Source organism: Buttiauxella sp. B2, assembly GCF_006376615.1.
Classification (GTDB): domain Bacteria; phylum Pseudomonadota; class Gammaproteobacteria; order Enterobacterales; family Enterobacteriaceae; genus Buttiauxella.
Genome location: NZ_VEXQ01000002.1, coordinates 45,405 through 68,101, shown reverse-complemented (window position 1 = coordinate 68,101; position 22,697 = coordinate 45,405). Strand labels below are relative to the sequence as shown.

14 protein-coding genes and 1 pseudogene are annotated in these 22,697 nt (G+C 50.2%); 10 read left to right on the top strand and 5 right to left on the bottom strand.

The genetic code is table 11. The features are described from left to right. The first annotated feature begins 11 nt into the window (after positions 1 to 11). Both hydA and arcC read left to right on the top strand, forming a co-directional pair. On the top strand, positions 12 to 1,409 hold the full coding sequence (gene hydA, locus FH968_RS03455; protein ID WP_139877434.1) for a dihydropyrimidinase: 1,398 nt from the start codon (positions 12 to 14) through the stop codon (positions 1,407 to 1,409). A gap of 49 nt (positions 1,410 to 1,458) precedes the next feature. Further along, the gene (gene arcC / locus FH968_RS03450) at positions 1,459 to 2,391 is read left to right on the top strand and encodes a carbamate kinase (RefSeq protein ID WP_139877432.1); all 933 of its coding nucleotides are present in this window, start codon (positions 1,459 to 1,461) and stop codon (positions 2,389 to 2,391) included. A gap of 87 nt (positions 2,392 to 2,478) precedes the next feature. Here arcC and yqeB read toward each other — a convergent pair whose 3' ends face one another. Further along, a complete protein-coding gene (gene yqeB, locus FH968_RS03445) occupies positions 2,479 to 4,113 on the bottom strand; it encodes a selenium-dependent molybdenum cofactor biosynthesis protein YqeB (RefSeq protein WP_139877429.1) in 1,635 nt (544 codons plus the stop codon). A gap of 21 nt (positions 4,114 to 4,134) precedes the next feature. Further along, entirely contained in the window at positions 4,135 to 4,872 is a 738-nt protein-coding gene (yqeC, locus tag FH968_RS03440; protein WP_139877427.1) for a selenium cofactor biosynthesis protein YqeC, read from the bottom strand. 564 nt (positions 4,873 to 5,436) lie between these two features. On the opposite strand from yqeC, the gene ygfK reads away from it, so the two are divergent. From ygfK to FH968_RS03405, 7 genes are all read left to right on the top strand, one after another. Continuing rightward, positions 5,437 to 8,547 (top strand): putative selenate reductase subunit YgfK, encoded by a 3,111-nt coding sequence (gene ygfK / locus FH968_RS03435; protein ID WP_139877425.1) that lies wholly within the window; start codon positions 5,437 to 5,439, stop codon positions 8,545 to 8,547. Positions 8,548 to 8,549: 2 nt separating this feature from the next. Then, positions 8,550 to 9,878: a putative aminohydrolase SsnA gene (gene ssnA, locus FH968_RS03430; protein ID WP_139877423.1), complete on the top strand. Its 1,329-nt coding sequence runs from the start codon at positions 8,550 to 8,552 to the stop codon at positions 9,876 to 9,878. Positions 9,879 to 9,930: 52 nt separating this feature from the next. Continuing rightward, positions 9,931 to 10,710, top strand: a complete 780-nt coding sequence (gene ygfM / locus FH968_RS03425; RefSeq protein WP_139877421.1) for a molybdopterin-dependent oxidoreductase FAD-binding subunit — start codon at positions 9,931 to 9,933, stop codon at positions 10,708 to 10,710. Beyond that, on the top strand, positions 10,707 to 13,577 hold the full coding sequence (locus FH968_RS03420) for a molybdopterin-dependent oxidoreductase Mo/Fe-S-binding subunit (protein ID WP_139877418.1): 2,871 nt from the start codon (positions 10,707 to 10,709) through the stop codon (positions 13,575 to 13,577). The genes ygfM and FH968_RS03420 overlap by 4 nt, the downstream gene beginning before the upstream one ends. A gap of 125 nt (positions 13,578 to 13,702) precedes the next feature. Next, positions 13,703 to 15,127 (top strand): nucleobase:cation symporter-2 family protein, encoded by a 1,425-nt coding sequence (locus FH968_RS03415; protein WP_139877416.1) that lies wholly within the window; start codon positions 13,703 to 13,705, stop codon positions 15,125 to 15,127. Beyond that, complete coding sequence (gene guaD, locus FH968_RS03410; protein ID WP_139877414.1) at positions 15,124 to 16,440, top strand: guanine deaminase; 1,317 nt, start codon at positions 15,124 to 15,126, stop codon at positions 16,438 to 16,440. The genes FH968_RS03415 and guaD overlap by 4 nt, the downstream gene beginning before the upstream one ends. 67 nt (positions 16,441 to 16,507) lie before the next feature. After that, entirely contained in the window at positions 16,508 to 17,875 is a 1,368-nt protein-coding gene (locus FH968_RS03405; protein ID WP_139877412.1) for an NCS2 family permease, read from the top strand. A gap of 52 nt (positions 17,876 to 17,927) precedes the next feature. Here FH968_RS03405 and FH968_RS03400 read toward each other — a convergent pair whose 3' ends face one another. Together FH968_RS03400 and FH968_RS03395 are read right to left on the bottom strand one after the other, a co-directional pair. Next, positions 17,928 to 18,428: a 4Fe-4S dicluster domain-containing protein gene (locus tag FH968_RS03400; RefSeq protein ID WP_139877410.1), complete on the bottom strand. Its 501-nt coding sequence runs from the start codon at positions 18,426 to 18,428 to the stop codon at positions 17,928 to 17,930. Beyond that, a complete protein-coding gene (locus FH968_RS03395; RefSeq protein WP_139877408.1) occupies positions 18,428 to 20,386 on the bottom strand; it encodes an FAD-dependent oxidoreductase in 1,959 nt (652 codons plus the stop codon). The genes FH968_RS03400 and FH968_RS03395 overlap by 1 nt, the downstream gene beginning before the upstream one ends. A gap of 393 nt (positions 20,387 to 20,779) precedes the next feature. Between FH968_RS03395 and FH968_RS03390 the strand changes: the two are divergent. Further along, positions 20,780 to 22,102, top strand: a pseudogene (locus tag FH968_RS03390) (nucleobase:cation symporter-2 family protein); the annotation flags it as partial. A gap of 73 nt (positions 22,103 to 22,175) precedes the next feature. Here the strand turns inward: FH968_RS03390 and FH968_RS03385 are convergent. Then, positions 22,176 to 22,664 carry a cold shock domain-containing protein gene (locus FH968_RS03385; protein ID WP_139877403.1) on the bottom strand — a complete coding sequence of 163 codons (489 nt, stop codon included), beginning with the start codon at positions 22,662 to 22,664 and terminating at the stop codon, positions 22,176 to 22,178. Positions 22,665 to 22,697 lie beyond the last annotated feature (33 nt).

The following is a 22,697-nucleotide window of genomic DNA, read 5'->3' as shown; positions in this document are numbered from 1 at the left end:
GAGTTCCCCCCATGAATCCCACAAAAAATGTGCTGATTAAAAACGGCTGTGTTGTGAATTCAACAGGCCAGACGCAAGCCGACGTGCTAATAGTTAACGGCAAGTTTGAACACATTGCAGCGGACATTCCTGTTCCTGACACTTGTGAAGTCATTGACGCCACAGGCTGTTACGTGATGCCAGGCGGAATAGACGTTCACACCCATTTTAATATTGATGTCGGCATTGCCAGTAGCTGTGATGATTTTTTTACCGGCACCCGCGCCGCTGCGTGTGGTGGTACAACAACCATTATTGACCATATGGGATTTGGCCCAGCGGGATGCAACCTGCACCACCAGCTCGAGGTTTACCACGGTTATGCCCGTGATAAAGCGGTTGTCGATTACAGCTTTCATGGCGTTATCCAGCATATTGACGATGCCATCATTGATGAAATCCCCTCGATGGTCGATGAAGGGATCAGCAGTTTTAAACTGTATCTGACCTATCTCTACAAACTGAACGACAGCGACATCCTGCGTGCGCTGCAACGGCTTAACGAAGTCGGCGCGCTCACCACTGTGCATCCGGAAAACGATGCCGTTATTGCCCAACGGCGAGCTGATTTTCTTACCGCGGGGCTTACCGCCCCGCTCTATCACGCGCGCAGTCGCCCGCCAGAATGTGAAGCAGAGGCCATAGCAAGGATGATTAACCTGGCACGTCTTTCGGGCAACGCACCGCTGTATATCGTCCATCTTTCCAACGGTTTGGGGCTGGATTACCTGCGTCTGGCAAAAGTGCGCCATCAGCAAGTTTGGGTAGAAACTTGCCCGCAATATTTAATGCTGGATGAACGCCTGTACCTGCGCGAAGACGCCCTGAAATTTATTCTCAGCCCGCCATTGCGCGACGTACGCGATCAAGATGCTCTATGGTGCGGTATTAGCGACGGCACGATTGATGTGGTCGCAACAGACCACTGCACTTTCCCTTATCAGCAACGAGTTGCGCTGTCTAATGGCGATTTCAGCCGCTGCCCAAACGGGCTGCCTGGCGTGGAAAATCGCTTACTTTTGCTGTTTTCTGCAGGTGTCATGAGCGGGCGTATTTCTCCGGAACGCTTTGTTTCACTCACCAGCACCATGCCCGCACAATTATTTGGTTTGTGGCCACAAAAAGGCTGCATTGTCGTGGGTGCCGACGCCGATGTGGTGATTATCGACCCGCAAGCCAGCACCACAATTTGCCACAGCGAATTACACGACAACGCCGATTACAGCCCCTACGAAGGTATGGAATGCCAGGGAAAAATCCGCCACACCTTGTCACGCGGAGAAACACTCTGGAGCCAGGGGAAATTTACCGGAACCGCAGGGCGCGGGCATTTTTTGAAACGCCAACCGTTTAACTATTCAGATTTTTAACACGCTAATTTTTTTAAAAATAAACCACCAATCTGCAAACGAGGTAGGGATGAAAAAAACAATCGTACTGGCTTTGGGAGGCAACGCTTTAGGCGATGGCCTGGCAGAGCAAATGGTCGCGGTGAAAATTACCGCTCGCGCCATTGTTGATTTGATTGAACAAGGACATAAAGTTGTACTGACACATGGTAACGGCCCGCAGGTTGGCATGATTAACCGAGCATTTGAAGCCGCAGCCAAAACCGAAGCCCATACACCGATGTTACCCATGTCTGTGTGCGTGGCACTAAGCCAGGGCTATATTGGTTATGATCTGCAAAACGCCCTGCGTGAAGAGCTTCATCTGCGCGGGCTGGAAGTCCCAGTGGCAACAATTATTACTCAAGTAGAAGTCAACAAAAACGACCCCGCTTTCCTCAACCCGACCAAACCCATTGGTTCTTTCTTTACACACGAAGAAGCCCGAATTCTGATGGCAAACGGCCACCAGATGATGGAAGACTCCGGTCGAGGATGGCGGCGCGTGGTGGCATCACCCAAACCTGTCGACATCATCGAAAAAGAAACGGTAAAAGCGATGTTAGCTGCCGGGCAACTGGTGATAACCGTTGGCGGTGGTGGTATTCCGGTGATCCGTGAAGGTAACCATTTACGCGGTGCCAACGCGGTTATCGACAAAGATTGGGCAAGTGCTCGGCTTGCAGAGATGATCAACGCCGACATGCTGATCATCCTCACCGCCGTAGAAAAAGTGGCGATTAACTACGGCAAGCCAACCGAGCAATGGCTGGATCGCCTGAGCCTGAATGACGCAGAGCGCTTTATCAACGAAGGGCATTTCGCCAAAGGTTCGATGTTACCGAAAGTAGAAGCCGCCGTAGCATTTGCGGCCAGCCGTCCCGGACGAGAAACGCTGATCACTGTGCTTGAGAAAGCCAAAGAAGGTATCGAAGGGAAAACGGGAACCGTGATTTGCCAGTAGCTGGCTAGTATTTTGGAATTCAAGTAAAGGGTGGATAAGCGCTAGCTTTATCCACCCTTTTTATTTTATTTCATAATAATATCAGCGCTATCCCACCAATGCATCTTCCCGAATCGGTACCTTGCTGGTCACTGGAGTCTGCTTTTGCGGTAACGCCATCATCGCTTCCAGAACGGCACCGCCAATGGCGCGGGCTTTATCCGACACGGTGGTAAAATCTGCCGCAATACCTCGCGGGTCAACATCGCCAATTTTAAAACCAACCGTTACACTCAAACCGTCATTGAGCAAACCGCGCACCATTCCGCTTAATGGCGCAAGCACGGGTGTGTCGCCAAGCCAGGCCACAATATCCCCTTCATTCACCATATCGCCCAGCTTCACATTACAACGGAATTTTCCCGCGACAGCGGCTCGCATTACCCGCCGCGTCGTTTCACCATTAATATTTCCAGGGATCCCCGTATTAGCCTGCGCGTGCCCCTGATAAATAACCCGCCCCAGATAATGCCCACGATTGGTTTCAATCACCGCGTCGCAGTCTTTTCCAGCTTCAAAACCAGGCCCTAATGCAATCGTCACAGGAGCCATACCCCGGTGCGTGCCTTTATTCACTTTGGCCAAAATCGCGTCCACCACACCATCGGGCCTCAGCATTGGCAGCAAACTCGCTTTTTCATCAGCTAATATCGGAATGATACCGGCACGTAAAAGTGCAGGAACCTCATCAACACTCGCCGCGTGGCGGGCTTTAACACCTTCCACACTTACTTCACCGTTAAACATTGCCTGAGCAAAAGCCACCGAACAGCGGATTACCGTCGGCTTTGCCATTTCCAGCATCACCACACGGAAACCAGAATGATAAAGGCGAAGTGCTACGCCAGTCGCAATATCGCCCGCACCGCGAATAACCACCAACCGCCCTACCGTTTCAGGTGTTTTCATCGGGCCACCCGGGGCTTGATGACGGTACTGAACAATTTCCGCCAGGATGCTGATAGCAATTTCCTGCGGGGTTTCTGCCCCAATATTAAAACCAATCGGTGCATGCAAACGCTCAAGCTCAGCTTCAGGTACGCTATTGGTACGCAATTGGTGAAGAAATGTCTGAGTTTTGCGGTGGCTTGCCAGCAGGCCAAGATATTTAGTGGGCCGATGTATCAGGCAATCCAGCGCTTCTTTATCCTGGCTGTTGGTGGCAATCACTACGTAATCTTCAGCCTCAATTTGCAACGCATCTATAGCCTCAGTGAAACTTTTTGCCTGTAACAAACGGGTCGTTAAAGGAAAGTAATCAGGGTTTAGGTTATCGGCATAAACATCGGCAACGTGGATATTAAAATCCAGCGCAGCCGCCGCTTTCGCAATGGCCTGATTTACATGTCCAGCACCGATCAGAACTAGACGCGGGTTATGGCCGTGGACATCAATATAAACGGTCATCGCCCCACCGCAGTCGGAGCCAACGGCATCTTCACCGTTACGAGCCATGCGGCCATGAAATAAACGGGGTTTGCGCTCGGCGAGTGCCAGTAACGCCTCATTAATCACGCAGCGCTCCATCATTCCCCCGCCGATCGTCCCTAACACGCTACCATCGTTACGCACCAACATTTGCGCGCTATGACGTGGAGTAGACCCCCGACTATCAACAATTTGTGCCAGCGCAAAGGGGCTATTTTGCTGCTCCAGTTTTGCTGCTTCTGCGAAAATTTTCATGAATGCCTCAACAGATGGTTATCAGTAATCGTGCTTTTCATGGCGTTGTAATACGCATGCAATCGGTGGAAACTCCCTGACCGCCCCCAGCCAAATGGCATCAAGCTCAGTGCGAGCAAGAAGCTCTGACAGAGAGTCCTTCATATTCTCAATATGAGAACATTGGTTAATTAACCAGATTCGTTTGGCCTGCGGGGGTGCCTGTTTGAACAAGCCGTCACGGTGATTGATGAAGTTCACCAGCGCTTCAATGCCAAAGCGTTCCCCCTGCCGCAGACCCGTTAGTGCACTAAACAGTGGCCAGCGATGAACATTCTGCGGCCCAATGTCCTGGCCGATGACCTGCCCGCCCATTAGCGCAATAACGAAATGGCTGGATTGAGGTATGCAAGGTTCGTGCAAAGCTGCAGCTTTCAGTGGATACCCTCGCGCGCCATCCGCCTCAACCAGCAAGATATCGGTGATATTTCGTTGTGCCAGGGCATCAATTTGCAACGGGGAAAACCCCCGCACTTTTCCTGTTTCCGGGACCCATCCCGTAAAACAGGAAAATGACCGCGAAGGAAATGCAGCACCCGGGAGTTTGTCGGGGGAGTGGCAAAACAAAACGGGAATATTTTCTTCCGGTAAATACATTTGTGTGGTGGTAGTGGCAATCACTCGCTTCCCGATACCAGCAAATTCACGGGCTAGCCAGAATAAGGTACTCGTTTTCCCACCGGCTCCAACAATACTAATCACCGTTGTTTTTTGGCGCATTATACTTTCACCATCTGAAATAGAATTTAAGGGCTCAGGTATATGGGCTATTAACACTATTCTCGCCTCTTGAAATAATTGAAATCATTTCTGAAAGTAACGAATTAACTTTGGATACAACAGTTATATCAGATGTAATTAATTCAATTCTTCACCATGTTTAACTCGCTCAAAAGATTACCGACTACATTTAATAAATTCCACGACAACGATCGTTAAAAAACGTTATTTTTCAACCAATTTGTATTTAATCGATTGCGTTCAAAGAAAAGTGTTTTTGCCAGAAAATTTTTATCAAAGTGATATTCAACATCTATTTATGAGAATTAATAAAGCTACAACCGACACCACCATCAGGTGATGTTTATTATTGATATTCATTCTCAAATCGCTGAGTGTGAACTATTTCACAAATCAGCATAAATATTAGAAGTAGCTCCCAATTATTATTCTTGTTCACTACGGACGGATTCCCTGGCTCGATAGTTGCACAGACCATAACAACTATTTTTGTGGAAAAACCACAAGCGCTATTACCCTATAATTTGTCGCAAGGAGAGTGTCATGGGAGATATTATGCGTCCGGTTCCATTCGAAGAACTATTGACGCGCATTTTCGATGAGTATCAGCAAAGCAATTCCATCTTCGGGATCCCGGCTCAGCAGTTTTATCGTGCGAACCCAACGTCTTCATTTAATGTCTTTGGTGAAACGTGTGAAACGCCTATTGGCCCAGCTGCTGGTCCTCACACTCAATTAGCACAAAATATTATCGTTTCCTGGCTTACGGGCGGCCGTTTTATCGAACTGAAAACCGTGCAAATCCTTGACCGGCTTGAGCTTGAAAAACCGTGTATTGACGCCGAAGACGAGGCCTTTAATACTGAGTGGTCTACCGAATTTACCCTCCCTAAAGCCTACGACGAATATCTAAAAGCCTGGTTCATTCTCCATCTGCTGGAAAAGGTATTCTCAGAAAAACCTGCGCATGCGCAAAAATCATTTATTTTCAACATGAGCGTAGGCTACAACCTCGAAGGTATTTGCCAGCCGCCAATGCAGCAGTTTATTCATTCCATGATGGATTCCTCAGCGCATCCGGACTTCGCACGTTACCGCAAAACTCTGCAACAGTGGCTGCAAAACGATGCATTCATTAATCGCTTTACGCTACTGATTGAACGCAAATCTGCACTGGCGACATTGCCTGAATCCATCCCTGCCACGCTGGTGAAAGGTATAACACTTTCAACCATGCACGGCTGCCCGCCGGATGAAATCGAAGCCATTTGTCGCTACATGCTTGAAGAAAAAAACCTTAATACCTTCGTGAAACTGAACCCAACGTTGCTAGGTTATGCACGTGTCAGAGAAATTCTGGATACTTGCGGCTTCGACTATATCGGCTTGAAAGAAGAGTCATTTGGCCACGATCTGAAACTCCAGCAGGCGCTGGAAATGCTTCAGCGTTTAATGGCGCTTGCCAAAGAAAAACAGCTTGGTTTTGGCGTTAAACTGACTAATACCTTGGGCACCATCAATAACAAAGGCGCGTTACCCGGCGAAGAGATGTATATGTCAGGCCGCGCGCTGTTCCCCCTGTCCATTAACGTGGCGGCCGTGCTCTCCCGCGCTTTTGACGGTCTACTACCTATCTCTTATTCCGGCGGCGCCAGTAAATTCACGATTCGGGATATTTACGAAACCGGTATCCGCCCTATCACTATGGCAACTGACCTGCTCAAACCAGGTGGCTACTTGCGTATGCTCGATTGTATACGCGAGCTTGAACGCTCAGATGCAGCATCGCTGACGCGTGTTGATGTGGAACGCCTCGAAGCGTTGGCGCAACGTGCTGTCAGCATGGAGTACACACAGAAGCACTGGAAGTCAGATGACCAAATTGATGCTGGCGGCCCGCTACCACTTACGGATTGTTATGTAGCACCTTGCGTCAGCGCCTGTGCGGTGAAACAGGACATTCCTGAATACATCCGCCTGATGGGCGAAGGCCGCTACACCGATGCGCTAGAGGTTATCTATCAACGTAACGCGCTACCTGCCATCACCGGCCATATATGTGACCATCAGTGCCAAAGCAACTGTACGCGCCTGGACTATGACAGCGCGCTGAACATCCGTGAGCTGAAAAAAGTCGCACTGGAAAAAGGCTGGGAAGGTTACAAACAACGCTGGCATAAACCTGCCGGGTCTGGTTCCCGCCATCCTGTAGCGGTTATTGGTGCAGGTCCGGCAGGCCTTTCTGCGGGCTATTTCCTTGCACGTGCTGGGCATCCAGTCACCGTATTTGAGCGTGAAGCCAACGCGGGTGGCGTGGTGAAAAATATCATTCCTCAATTCCGTATTCCAGCTGAACTCATTCAGCATGATATCGATTTTGTTGCCGCCCACGGCGTGAAATTTGAATACAACTGCTCGCCAGATTTGACCTTTGAGCAACTGCAAAACGACGGTTTCCATTATGTGCTGGTTGGTACAGGAACCGATAAAAACAGTGGTGTGAAACTGGCAGGTGACAACCGTAACGTTTACAAATCCCTGCCTTTCCTGCGCGACTTTAACCGTGGCGTGAATCTGAACCTTGGCAAACATGTTGCAGTCATTGGCGCGGGCAACACAGCAATGGACTGTGCTCGGGCAGCGTTACGCGTACCAGGTGTGCAAGAAGTTACCGTGCTTTATCGCCGCAGCCAGGCCGAAATGCCCGCGTGGCGCGAAGAGTATGAAGAAGCGCTGCAAGACGGCGTGCAGTTCAGATTTCTGACTAACCCGGAAAGCTTTGCCGAAGATGGCACATTGACGGTACAGAAAATGGAATTAGGCGAAGCAGACAGCTCTGGGCGCCGTCGCCCTGTTGCTACTGATAAAACTGAAGCGCTGCATTTTGACGCCTTAATCACTGCTATTGGCGAGCAGCAAGACTGTGAAGCACTGGCAGCAATGGGTGTACCGCTTGACGAGCAAGGCTGGCCTGCAGTCACCTCTACCAACGGTGAAACGACAAAACCTGGTTTGTTCCTGATTGGTGATGTGCAAAGTGGCCCGTCTTCGATTATCGCGGCTATCGGCACAGCAAGGCGAGCAACCGATGCAATTTTAGAGCGCGAAAACATTCACTCACACCATGCAGATAAATACTGGAACAACGTCGATCCGACGCATGTTTATCAGCGCAAAGGCAAAATTGCCGTAAGTCTTGTGGACAAAAATGACCGCGAGATGTTTGTGAAACAAGAGGCTACACGCTGCCTGGAGTGTAATTACATTTGCAGTAAATGCGTCGATGTTTGCCCTAACCGCGCCAACGTTTCCATTGCCGTTCCCGGCTTCCAGAACCGCTTCCAGACGCTACACCTTGATGCGTTTTGCAACGAATGCGGCAACTGTGCCCAATTCTGCCCATGGCAGGGCAAGCCATATAAAGACAAATTGACCGTTTTCAGCTTGCTGGAAGACTTTACCAACAGCAGCAATCCTGGCTTCTACGCCGAAGGTAACAACGTCTGCATTCGCCTGCATAAAAAGGTCTGGGAATTAACGCTCAGTGATGACAGCCAGTTCCACGAAGTCCCGCATGAACTCGGCGATATCTGCCGAATTATCAGCCATGTGCATAAGCATCATCGCTATCTCTTAGGAAAAGTGGAGGCTTGATCATGTTGATACTGAAGAATGTCACCGCCGTGCAGTTTTCTCCAGCACAGGTGCTGGAAAACGTTGATATCGTCATTGATGGCAGTGAAATAGCCAACGTCGGGGCTGGGCTTGCAGGGCACTACCCACAGGCCACGGTCAAAGAGATGCACGGGCGCATCGTGATGCCAGGCATTGTCTGTGCACATAACCATTTTTACTCTGGTTTATCACGCGGGATTATGGCGCAAATCCCGCCCTGCCCGGACTTTATCTCCACGCTTAAAAACCTGTGGTGGCGGCTTGATCGCGCACTCGACGAAGAGTCTCTCTACTACAGCGGGCTGATTTGTTCGCTGGAAGCGATTAAAAGTGGCTGTACGTCGGTCATTGACCACCACGCGTCTCCGCATTACATCGCCGGCTCACTCAACATCTTGCGCAATGCTTTCTTAAAAGCAGGACTGCGCGGGATGACCTGTTTCGAAACCACCGACCGTAATGGTGGCATGGAAGAACTGGAAGCGGGTGTCGAGGAAAACATAAACTTTGCACGCCTTATCGACAGCACCCGTGCAGCAGGAAAAGAACGCTATCTGGTTGAAGCACACATCGGCGCTCATGCCCCGTTTACAGTACCGGATGCAGGGCTTGCCATGCTTTCGGGTGCAGTAAAGCTGACCGGGCGCGGCCTGCATATTCACGCCGCTGAAGACAGTTATGATGTTTCTCATAGCCATGACAAATACGGCAAAGACCTGCTGGTTCGCCTCGCCGAATTCGATTTACTTAACAACAAAACGTTGATTGCCCACGGGCTTTATCTCTCTAAAGACGATATCCGCCTGCTCAATGAGAAAGACGGTTTCCTCGTTCACAACGCCCGTTCCAATATGAATAACCATGTTGGCTACAACCACCAGCTTGCTGAATACCATAACCTGGCGCTAGGCACAGATGGCATCGGCTCGGATATGTTCGAAGAGCTTAAATTCGCTTTCTTTAAACACCGTGATGCGGGCGGCCCGCTGTGGCCGGACAGCTTCACTCGCTATTTGTGGAACGGTAACTCTCTGTTAGCTCGCAACTTTAATGCGAAATTTGGTTGCCTTGCTGCTGGCTACAAAGCTGACCTCACCATCTGTGATTACTTATCGCCAACCCCTCTACAGGCCGAAAACATCGGCGGTCATCTGGCGTTCGGTATGGGCTCATCCAGCGTTCATAGCGTGATGATTGATGGCGTGATGGTTTATGAAGACCGCGAGTTTACCTTCGATTGCGAACCCATTTATGCCGAGGCCCGTAAGGTAGCGGCAAAAATGTGGCGGCGTATGGATGCTCAAAAATAATCACTCGCAGCGCTTATGCCAGCCATAAGCACCCGAAAGAAGAGAGGAAAATATGATTAAGCAATTTTTCCGCGTCACCTCCATTGAGCAGGCGATGGAACTGAAGCAGCACTATAAAGACAACGCAGTGTGGATGGCGGGTGGCAGCAAATTGAATGCCACACCTACGCATACGGAACATTGTGTTGCGATCTCCCTTCAAGGTTTGCCGCTTGACGAAGTGGACTGGGACAACGGAACGTTACGCATCGGTTCGCTGATAACACTGCAAAAACTGCGTGATACCGTTTTTATCCCCAAAGCACTTCACGACGCTCTGGGTTTTGTCTACTCCCGCCACATCCGCAACCAAGCCACATTGGGTGGTGAAATTGCCGCCCGCCAGCCTGAGTCCGTTCTGATCCCGCTGCTACTGGTGCTGGAATCCGAACTGCTGTTTGCCGATGGTGAAACGTTAACGCTCGAAGAGTATTTGCAAACACCAAGCGACCGCCTGCTGGTTGAAGTGATCATCCACGATCCTTTCCGCCGTTGCGCAACACGTAAGTTCAGCCGTTCTGCTGGTGGTTGGGCGGTTGTCACTGCCGCTGTTGGCATTACTGAATCCGATGGAATCCGTATCGCACTGGATGGCGTAGGTGAAAAACCACTGCGAGTGCGCGACGTTGAATCGCTAGCTTTAGAAGGTGAAGCACTGGAGCAAGCCGTCGGTGCAGCAATTTATCCACGAGCTGATTTATCCGGTAGCGAAGCGTTTAAACGCCACATTGCCGGCGTGCTGGTATCTGACCTGCTAACCGACTGCCAGCAGCAAGATGAGGGAATGAAATGATGATTCACTTTACGCTCAATGAAACACCACGCGAAATCGAGTGTGGTACAGGTGAAAACGTCCAGAAACTGTTGTTCGGGCTAGGCCTGCACTCGGTGCGCAATAGCGACGATGGCTTTGGCTTTGCAGGTTCCGATGCCATTTTGTATAACGGCGTTATCGTTAATGCCTCACTGTTAATTGCCGGGCAACTTGAAGGCTGTGTTGTAAAAACCGCCGAATCTCTGGGTGCCTGGAACCAACTTAGCCTGGTACAGCAAGCGATGGTGGATATTGGCGTCGTGCAGTCAGGTTACAACGACCCCGCAGCCGCACTGATCCTGACCGACTTACTGGAACGCATTCCATCCCCAAGACGTGAAGACATTGACGATGCGTTGTCAGGGTTATTCAGCCGAGATGCGGGTTACCAGCAGTTTTATCAGGTTGTTGACCTCGCCAAAACACGTCAGACCGATCCTACTTATCAACCAACTATCGCGCCATCTTTCCGTCATGATCTCGCCGTTATTGGCAAACGCCATCCTAAAACGGATGCGGCTAATATGGTGCAGGCCAAGCCTTGTTATGTAGAAGACCGCGTACCTAAAGATGCCTGCGTAGTGAAAATGTTACGCAGCCCATATCCGCACGCGCTGCTTATCCGTCTGGATGTCAGCAAGGCCGAAGCGTTGCCAGGCGTAGTTCATGTGATTACACACGTTAACTGCCCGGATATTTACTACACACCTGGCGGGCAAAGCGCACCAGAACCTTCCCCGCTTGACCGCCGTATGTTTGGTAAAAAACTGCGCCATGTCGGTGACCGCGTTGCGGCAGTGGTTGCAGAAAGTGAAGAAATCGCCCTGGCGGCACTCAAGTTAATTGACGTTGAATATCAGGTGTTAAAACCCGTGATGTCGATTGACGAAGCAATGGCAGAAAATGCCCCACGTGTTCATGACGAAAAAGTAGTTTACGTAAATGGTGCCCCCGCTGACCTTGAAGCGCAGAACCGCCACGCAGCCGAGCGTGACGAACACATGATTATCAATTTCCCTATTGGCGCGCGGCCTGAAAAGAACATCGCCGCTAGTATTCATGGGCACATTGGTGATGTTGACAAAGGCTTTTCCGAAGCAGATGTGATAATCGAACGCACTTATGAATCAAAACAGGTACAACAATGCCCGACAGAAACCCACGTTTGCTTTACCTATATGAATGGCGATCGCCTGGTTATCCATGCATCAACACAGGTTCCGTGGCATTTACGTCGCCAGGTCGCGAGTTTAGTGGGCTTAAAGCAGCATAAAGTTCATGTTATTAAAGAGCGCGTCGGCGGCGGTTTTGGCTCCAAGCAGGATATTTTGCTGGAAGATGTTTGCGCCTGGGCGACCTGCGTAACCGGGCGTCCGGTCTATTTCCATTACACACGTGAAGAAGAATTTATCGCCAACAGCTCGCGCCACGTCGCCAAAGTCACGGTGAAAATGGGTGCGAAAAAAGATGGCCGCCTGACTGCCATTAAAATGGATTTCCGCGCGAACACCGGCCCCTATGGCAACCATGCGCTGACCGTGCCGTGTAACGGGCCGGCGCTGTCATTACCGCTTTATCCTTGCGATAACGTCGATTTCCAGGTCACCACTTACTACAGCAATATCAGCCCAACCGGTGCCTACCAGGGATATGGTGCTCCGAAGGGTAACTTTGCGCTGACGATGGCACTGGCTGAACTGGCGGAAAAACTGGGTATTGACCAGTTAGATATGGTGGAAATTAACCGTGTACGTGAAGGCCAGGAACTGAAAATCCTTGGCGCGATTGGCGAAGGAAAAATGCCCACTTCAACCCCAACCGCCGCAAGTTGCGCGCTGGAACCGATTTTGCGCAAAGGCCGCCAGCTTATTGAATGGGATTCGCCAAAACCGGTTGAGGGTGACTGGCATACCGGGCGCGGCGTGGCAATTATTATGCAGAAATCCGGTATTCCCGATATAGACCAGGCTAACTGCATGATCAAGTTGGAATCGGACGGTACGTTTATCGTGCACTCCGGCGGGGCCGATATTGGAACCGGGCTTGATACCGTAGTCGGTAAACTTTCTGCTGAAGTGCTGTGTTGCCCGCTGTCTGACGTGCATGTCATTTCCGGTGATACCGACCATGCGCTGTTTGATAAAGGCGCTTACGCTTCTTCCGGTACCTGTTTCTCCGGCAATGCGGCGAAGAATGCGGCAGAGAATTTGCGTGAAAAAATTCTCTTCCACGGTGCGCAAATGCTCGGTGAATCGTTAGAAGATGTCGTTGTAGTGGCGCCAGGCGTTGTGCGCGGTAAACAAGGCGAAGTCACATTTGCAGACATTGCCCACAAGGCTGAAACCGGCACCGGCTTTGGGACTTTGGTTGCCACCGCCACTTACATCACCCCTAATTTCGCTTTCCCGTTTGGCGCAAACTTTGCCGAAGTTGCGGTGAATATCCGTACCGGTGAAATCAAACTCAACAAGTTCTACGCCCTGCTGGATTGTGGAACGCCTATCAACCCTGACCTCGCACTGGGGCAAATCTATGGCGCGTCTATGCGCGCCATCGGACACAGCCTGACAGAAGAGATTCAGTACGATGCGCAAGGTATTCCGCTGACGCGAGATTTACGTACCTATGGCGCCCCTATGATTGGCGATGTTCCCCGTGATTTCCGCGCATTCCTCGTCCCAAGCGAAGATCACGTTGGGCCATACGGTGCCAAGTCTATCTCAGAAATTGGCGTCAACGGAGCGGCACCCGCTATTGCCACAGCTATTCACGATGCCTGCAAAGTCTGGCTGCGAGAGTGGCATTTCACCCCTGAGAAAATTTTGCATGCCTTAGGAAAACTGTAAGCCGGTAATTGTGTCGGATGGCGATCGCGCTTATCCGATCTCCGAAAATCGTGGATGGCGGAGTTTTGTAGGGTGGATGTGCGCGAACGACATCCACCATTACCGGTAGATACAGGAGTGTCCATATGTCTGATATCCGCAATACCGAGGCTGAGTTAGTTTACGAGTTAGAAGATAAACCACCTTTTTACCAGGCGTTAGTGGCCGCCATAACCCACCTTTTAGCCATATTTGTGCCGATGGTGACGCCTGCGCTGATCGTTGGCACAACATTACAACTATCAACAGACACCAGTGCCTATCTGGTCTCAATGGCAATGATTGCCTCCGGCATCGGCACTTGGCTACAGGTCAATCGCTACGGCCCGATTGGTTCGGGTTTATTATCTATTCAGTCGGTTAATTTCTCTTTTGTCACCGTGATGATTGCCCTAGGTAGCTCAATGAAACATGACGGTTTACACGAGGAGTTGATTCTCTCGTCTCTGATGGCCGTATCGTTTGTCGGCGCATTTCTGGTAGTTGGCTCGTCATTTATTCTGCCTTATCTACGTCGGGTGATTAGTCCGACCGTCAGCGGCATCGTGGTGCTGATGATTGGCCTGAGTTTAATTAAAGTTGGCATTATCGATTTTGGTGGTGGGTTCTCTGCCAAAAGCAGCGGCACCTTTGGTAATTATGAAAATATCGGACTGGGGTTGCTGGTGCTGCTGATAGTGATTGGCTTCAACTGCTGTCGTAGCCCTTTGCTCCGTATGGGCGGGATTGCTATCGGGCTGATTGTAGGCTACGTCGTTGCACTCTTTTTAGGAATGGTGGATTTCAGCAAGTTACGTGACCTGCCTCTGGTCACTATCCCAGTGCCTTTTAAATACGGTTTCAATTTTGAGTTTCACCACTTCCTGGTGGTGGGCACCATTTACCTACTCAGCGTACTGGAAGCCGTAGGTGATATTACGGCGACGGCAATGGTATCTAACCGCCCCATCGAAGGTGAAGAATTTCAGGCTCGCTTGAAAGGAGGGGTAATGGCTGATGGCCTGGTGTCGGTTATCTCCTCAGCGCTTGGTTCATTACCGTTGACTACTTTCGCGCAAAATAACGGTGTGATTCAAATGACCGGTGTCGCCTCGCGTCATATCGGCCGTGTGATTGCCGTGATACTTATCATACTGGGCATTTTTCCGGTTATCGGGCGCTTCTTTACCACCATTCCGGCTCCGGTTTTGGGTGGTGCCATGACACTGATGTTCTCGATGATTGCTATAGCAGGGATCAGGATCATCATAACCAATGGCCTGCAGCGGCGTGAAACCCTGATTGTGGCAACATCACTTGGGCTAGGACTTGGGGTTTCTTATGACCCGGATATCTTCCAAATTTTACCCCCTTCGTTATTCGTGCTGGTGGAAAACCCCATCTGCGCCGGTGGTCTGACGGCCATCATCCTGAATCTGCTTATCCCATTAAAACAAAAAGAAACAAAAGCAATCCCGGTTGACTGTAAAAATCGGAATGATTGTTGTGAATCACTGAGGAATAAAGAATGACTGGTGTACCAAACCTGAAGGCTGTGCGCGGGAACTTCCTTGATGTCACGCGCACCATTACGAACCCTGAAGAAATTGAGTCAGCATTGCGCTTTATTGAAGACGGTTTACTGCTAATAAGCGAAGGCAAGGTGGTGTGGTTTGGTGCGTGGGAGGAAGGAAAAAACCGCGTACCGGCCACCATTCGTGTGCGTGATTATCGCGGAAAGCTCATTGTACCGGGATTTGTCGATACCCATATTCACTACCCGCAAAGTGAAATGGTTGGAGCATATGGCGAGCAACTCCTTGAGTGGCTCAACAAGCATACCTTCCCTACCGAGCGCCGCTATAAAGACCCTGAGTATGCACGTGAAATGGCTTCGTTTTTCCTTAAACAGTTGCTACGCAACGGCACCACCACCGCACTGGTATTTGGCACGGTTCATCCTGAGTCTGCCAACGCGTTGTTCGAAGCGGCAAGCAATATCAATATGCGCATGATTGCTGGCAAGGTGATGATGGACCGCAACGCGCCAGAGTGGTTACTCGATGATGCACAAAGCAGCTATCAGGAAAGTAAGGCACTGATTGAGCGCTGGCATAAAAACCGCCGTTTGCTGTACGCGATTACACCGCGTTTTGCGCCGACCTCAACGCCAGAACAACTGAGGATGGCGCAGCGGCTGCGCGAAGAATATCCCGACACCTGGGTTCACACGCATTTATGTGAAAACAAAGACGAGATCGCCTGGGTGAAAGAGTTGTTCCCGGATCGCAAAAACTATCTGGATGTTTACCACCACTACGGCTTGACCGGCAAAAATAGTGTGTTCGCCCACTGTATTCATCTTGAAGAAGAAGAGTGGGACTGCCTGCATAAAACCGACTCCACTATAGCTTTCTGCCCGACCTCGAATCTGTATCTTGGAAGTGGTTTATTCAATTTGCAAAAAGCCTGGCACAAGAAAATCAAGGTCGGTATTGGTACAGACATCGGCGCTGGCACCACCTTTAACATGATGCAAACCCTGAATGAAGCCTACAAAGTGATGCAGCTTCAGGGTTATCGGTTGTCGGCTTATGAAGCGTTCTATCTTGCCACATTGGGTGGAGCGCACTCGTTAGGGCTCGACGGTTTCATCGGCAATTTCGACATCGGCAAAGAAGCTGATTTTGTGGTGCTCGAGCCAACCGCCACACCGCTGCAACAATTACGCTATGACAATTCCGTTTCATTGATGGACAAGCTGTTTGTGATGATAACTCTGGGCGATGACCGCTCGATTTATCGCACTTATGTCGATGGGCAACTGGTGTACGAAAGAACGTAGCAGGCAGGAAAGCCATCAATAACACGATAAGAAAACACTCCGCTTCACCGTTGAAAAGGACTGAACTATGTCGACCGATTCATCACAACTACCTGAGACTGTGCAGGTAAAAGGGGCACTTGACCGCTATTTCGATATTACGAAACGCGGCAGTACCGTTCGTCAGGAAGTGCTGGCGGGCATTACTACATTCCTGGCGATGGTTTATTCCGTAATTGTCGTACCTGGCATGTTGGGGAAAGCTGGGTTTCCGCCTGGTGCAGTCTTTGTTGCAACCTGTTTAATCGCTGGGATTGGCTCATTGCTAATGGGCCTTTGGGCAAATTTACCCATGGCAATTGGCTGCGCCATTTCACTTACCGCCTTTACCGCATTCAGCCTGGTTTTAGGCCAACACATCAGTATTCCCGTGGCGTTAGGTGCAGTCTTTCTAATGGGGGTGCTGTTCACCGCCATTTCCGTAACTGGGGTGCGAACCTGGCTGCTGCGTAACCTGCCAATGGGAATCGCCCACGGAACGGGTATCGGTATTGGTCTGTTCCTGTTGTTAATTGCGGCAAATGGCGTGGGACTGGTTATCAAAAACCCACTGGAAGGCTTACCTGTTGCGCTCGGTGGATTCACCACCTTCCCTGTGGTCATGACGCTGCTGGGTTTAGCCGTGATTTTAGGTCTGGAAAAACTGAAAGTCCCTGGTGGCATTCTGTTGGTTATTATCGCTATTTCCATTATTGGCCTGATTTTTGACCCCAACGTGCAATATCACGGGCTCGTGGCATTACCAAGCCTGAGTGGGGAAAATGGCAAATCGCTGATTTTCAGCCTCGACATTATGGGTGCGTTACAACCGATGGTGTTGCCAAGCGTACTGGCTCTGGTAATGACTGCCGTTTTTGATGCCACAGGCACCATTCGCGCGGTAGCGGGCCAGGCAAATCTACTGGATGAAAACAACCAAATTATCAATGGTGGCAAAGCGTTAACCGCCGACTCGGTTAGCTCTATTTTATCAGGTCTGGTTGGTGCAGCTCCTGCGGCTGTGTATATCGAGTCCGCAGCGGGAACGGCTGCCGGTGGGAAAACAGGTTTAACCGCGGCTGTGGTCGGCGTACTGTTTTTAGTGGTGCTGTTCCTTTCGCCGTTAGCTTTCCTTATCCCCGGTTACGCCACTGCTCCCGCACTGATGTATGTCGGTTTGCTTATGCTAAGTAACGTAACCAAACTTGATTTCGACGATTTTGTTGATGCAATGGCGGGATTGGTGTGCGCAGTGTTTATCGTGCTGACCTGTAATATTGTCACCGGTATTATGCTGGGATTTGTGACGCTAGTGGTTGGGCGTGTGTTCTCAAATGAGTGGCGTCGGTTGAACATCGGCACAGTGGTAATAGCGCTAGTATTGGTTATTTTCTACGCGGGTGGTTGGGCAATTTGATGAATGAAAAACGGCCCGATTATCGGGCCGTTTGACTGTTAATTTTTACGTACTATTTCAATGAAGAATATGCACTTTGCAATGCGGCAGCCTGACGGCGCAAACTGGCTTGCTGCTTCACCCCTTCGCTATCTTTTATCTCCAGCGCCTCGGTCGGGCAAACTCTCACGCATTCCGGACCACTTTCTTGCTGCTGGCACAAGTCGCATTTCACTATCTGTAAATATTGACCTGGCACAAGGCCAATGTCGATTACACCAAATGGGCAGGCCATCACACAGTTTTTGCAACCAATACACAGTGACTCATAGATCGCCACGCAGTTTTCTTCCTGCACCAGCGCCTGTACCGGGCAAGCTGCCACGCAGGGCGCATTTTCGCACTGGTGGCACATCACCGGTTGGGTCGACGAGTGCAGTTTTAGTACCCGTAATCTTGGGTGAAAATGGCTGTCGTTCGAAGATTTGTTATCCGCGTGAGCCTGGACGCAGGCGATTTCGCAGGTGCGGCAACCAATGCAACGTTCGTGATTAACGTGAATAAATTGTGTCATCACAATAGCTCCGCACGGGGATAGTCTTGAATTGAAGTGAGATCCTCCAACACTGCCAGAATGTCTTGCGCAGCTTGCCGTCCTGCAACCATTGCCGTGACCACCAAATCCGCGCCATGTACTGCATCGCCACCCGCGAAGATTTTCGGGTTTTGAGTTTGAGTGGATAACCGCCCCGCTTGCCCAGTTTGGATCAGACCATATTTATCGAATGTAACCTGATGAGTGCGTAACCATGGCATGGGGTGTGGCTGGAAACCAAACGCCATCACCAACACATCAACGGGGAGCACAAATTCAGAACCGGCGATGGGCTGTGGGCGCCGCCTGCCGTCGCTTCCTGGTTCACCCATTTGCGTGCGAATCAGCCCAACTCCTGTTACTTCGCCCTTGTCGTTGCGCTTGATGAGTTGCGGTTGCACATTGAACAAAAACTCCACACCCTCTTCTCTGGCATTCACCACTTCTTTCTTCGACCCCGGCATGCTAGCTTCATCACGGCGATAAGCGCAGGTGACGCTGGTCGCCCCACGGCGCACCGACGTGCGTAGGCAGTCCATTGCAGTATCACCGCCGCCTAGCACCACTACACGCTTATCTTTAAGTTCAATCCATGGTGCGGAATCGTCGTCGGCAAGGCCCATAACTCTGTAAGCACTGGCGGTAAGCAATGGCAGCGCCTGCACGACACCCGGTGAGTCTTCATGCTCAAGCCCCGCGCGCATTAATCCGTAAGTCCCTACACCAACAAATACTGCTGGGTAATTGTCCATCAGATCAGTAAAGGAAATGTCGCGCCCAATTTCGCAATTGAGATGAAACTCGATTCCCATGGAAATAAATATTTCGCGCCGCATGGTGAGCAACTGTTTGTCGAGTTTGAAGGGCGGAATGCCGAAAGTCAGCAGGCCACCTATTTCAGGATGGCGGTCGTAGACATCAACCTGAATACCGTTGCGTGCCAGAATATCCGCACAACTCAACCCCGCGGGGCCTGCGCCAATCACAGCCACCCGCTCTTGACGTTTTTTGATTTCTGGCGAGACTTTTGGCCACCAGCCTTGAGCAAGTGCAGTATCCGTGATGTAACGTTCAATATTCCCGATTGCCACCGCACCGCTGTGCGGCTTCAACGTGCAAGCCCCTTCACACAGGCGTTCTTGTGGGCAGACGCGTCCACAGATTTCTGGTAGCGAGCTGCTTTGGTGGCTCAGTTCCGCTGCCTCAATAATTTTGCCTTCGGCGACTAACCGTACCAGGTCTGGTATGGCGTTATGCAACGGGCACGTCCAGTTGCATTGCGCTTTTTGAGCGCAGTACAGGCAACGCTGGCTTTCGCTAATCACCTGGTGTGTGGTTAGCCCTTGGTAGATTTCTTCAAAGTGCATTTTGCGAAGTTCCGCAGGAATTTTATCTGCCCCTTTGCGGGTAGGTTTTTCTAATAAATGATGGCGAGGGCGTGAGATTGATTTCCCGCTTACTGCCGCGTGTTGCCGCCGTTGGCGCAGGGTGTCTAGCGCAGAATCGTCCACCAGTTTTAGTGCACTTGCCGGGCAATTGGCGACGCAGGCAGGTTGTCCGGTTTCACTTTGTTCACATAGGTCACATTTTTGCGCCTGATAACTGCTTTTATTGCCTGAGCCGACCATTTCTATAGCCCCAAACGGACAGGCCAGCACGCAGCTTTTACACCCAATGCAACGCGCCTCGTTCAGATGCACCTGCTCGTTGCAATAAGTTAAAGCATCTACCGGGCAACTGGTCACACAGGGGGCATTGTTACAGTGATGGCAGGTTACGGTGACGTGGTTTTGTTGGAGGGAAATAACCTCGATGCGCGGATGGAAAGCAGTAACAGACTCAGGCCATTGCTGGTGATTGTGCGCCACAGCGCAAGCAATTTCGCAAACATGGCAACCGATACATTCCTGCGCATCAACAGCAATAAATTTATTCATTGACATCCTTTTATTGAAAGCCTGAACCCACAGACAACAATGCAAAAAGAAGGACAATTTGTTAATTGAAACGAGACCAAATTCAATTTTGTGAACTATCTCTAAGAATGTCATCCCGTGCTGAAATTTTGGGTATCCTCTTTGGCTGACCTGCGTTCAAAAGTGAAACGCTGCCTTATCAAACTGAGAGAATAACCACCAAACTGATAAAGCTTCTTAGTGGTTGTCATGAGTGCTTCTTTACCATCAAGCCCCATTGCGTGATGTTTTTCACACTTCTTTAATCAATTTAGTGGTCTACCAGAAACTGGCATCGGTTACGCATGCATTCCCTGTGCTCGTATTTTTGGAAAAGCAGGATTACCAATACCGCCGCCATCAAAGGAGAGTGTCATGGAAAATAGTGCTTCTGGAATAGCACCCACTACCGCAATAAACGAAGTGGATCGAATACTGCCACCCGGACAATTACTGATCCTGGGCCTTCAACATGTGCTGGTGATGTATGCCGGGGCCGTAGCCGTCCCTCTGATGATTGGCGACCGTTTAGGGTTAAGCAAAGAAGTCATCTCTTTGCTAATTAGCTCTGATTTATTCTGTTGCGGCGTTGTCACGCTGATTCAGTGTCTGGGTATCGGTAAATTTATGGGAATTCGCTTGCCGGTTATTATGTCGGTGACATTTGCAGCAGTAACCCCAATGGTCGCTATTGGTATCAACCCTGACGTCGGTCTGACCGGTATTTTTGGCGCGACTATCGCCGCCGGGTTGATAACCACCCTGCTGGCTCCTGTGGTTGGCAGGTTAATGCCATTGTTTCCCCCACTGGTAACCGGGATCGTTATTACCTCGATTGGACTAAGCATTATCCAGGTCGGCATCGACTGGGCAGCAGGCGGGGCTGGGAACCCAAATTACGGTGATCCCGTTTATATTTGCGTCGCCTCTGCCGTCTTGTTGTTTATCTTGCTGATCACCCGTTATGCCAAGGGATTTTTATCAAATGTGGCAGTGCTATTGGGTATTGCGTTTGGGTTTGCGCTGGCTTACATGATGGGCGAGGTTAATTTGTCCGGGCTGGCGGATGCGAAATGGTTCGCTATTGTGAAACCCATGGCGCTGGGTATTCCGACGTTCGATCCCATCGCCATCCTGACACTGACCGCGGTACTGATTATTGTGTTTATTGAGTCGATGGGGATGTTTCTGGCGCTCGGTGATATTGTGGGCCAGAAATTAACGGCAAAAGATATTATCCGGGGTTTGCGGGTAGATGGTGTAGGGACGATTATCGGTGGTGTATTTAACAGCTTCCCCCACACTTCGTTCTCCCAGAACGTCGGCCTGGTGAGCATAACGCGCATCCATAGTCGTTGGGTGTGTGTGGCGGCGGGTTGTATTTTGATCTTGTTTGGCATGGTGCCAAAAATGGCCGTATTTGTGGCTTCAATTCCGCAATTTGTCTTAGGCGGTGCGGGGCTGGTGATGTTTGGGATGGTGCTCGCGACAGGGATTCGAATTCTTGCGCGTGCCAATTACTCAACCAATAGTTATAACCTGTATATCGTCGCCATCAGCTTAGGAATGGGTATGACGCCCACTCTCTCTCATGGCTTCTTCTCACAATTCCCGGCTGCACTACAGCCTTTGCTGCACAGTGGGATTATGCTGGCCACGGTTTGTGCGGTAATTTTGAATCTCTTTTTTAATGGCTACCCAAAGGCTGAAAAACCGCAGGCTTAACTGGAAAGGGATTCGTAGTGCTCAACATTGAGCACTACGAATTGGCTTACTTAAGACTCTTGAGCACTTTCATTGTGGCTTCAACATCAATTTCATCTTCCGAGAAAATTAACGTCGATCCCTGGAACGTGGTGATGGCCAATTTTTTCAGCGTGCGCATTTCGCCAGGCTTTGGATCAGCTTTTGGGCGGATGCTGTTCATCAAAGCCCCCACCGACAGCACCGCATTTTCTTTATCAATCTTCGTTTCAGCAGGCACTTCTTCGCTGTAAACGAGGAAGGACTTAATCGCCGTGATTTTGATGCGCTCGCCTGCGATAAAGATATATTTACTATCGGGTTCGACTTTTACAGCAAAGGCAGACAAGCCTTTGTTGTTCGTCGTTGGCTCGAAAGTCACCGAAGCATCTTTCTTAATCAGTTCTGGGTTGGCGACCTTAATCACATGAAAATAACGATTGTCACCGTTTTCATCTTTGATAAAACCGAAACCTTTATCTTCAAACCAGGTTGTGATTGTTCCGTGCATCGCTATTACCGCCTAATTAATCTTTCAATGTGCCAAATT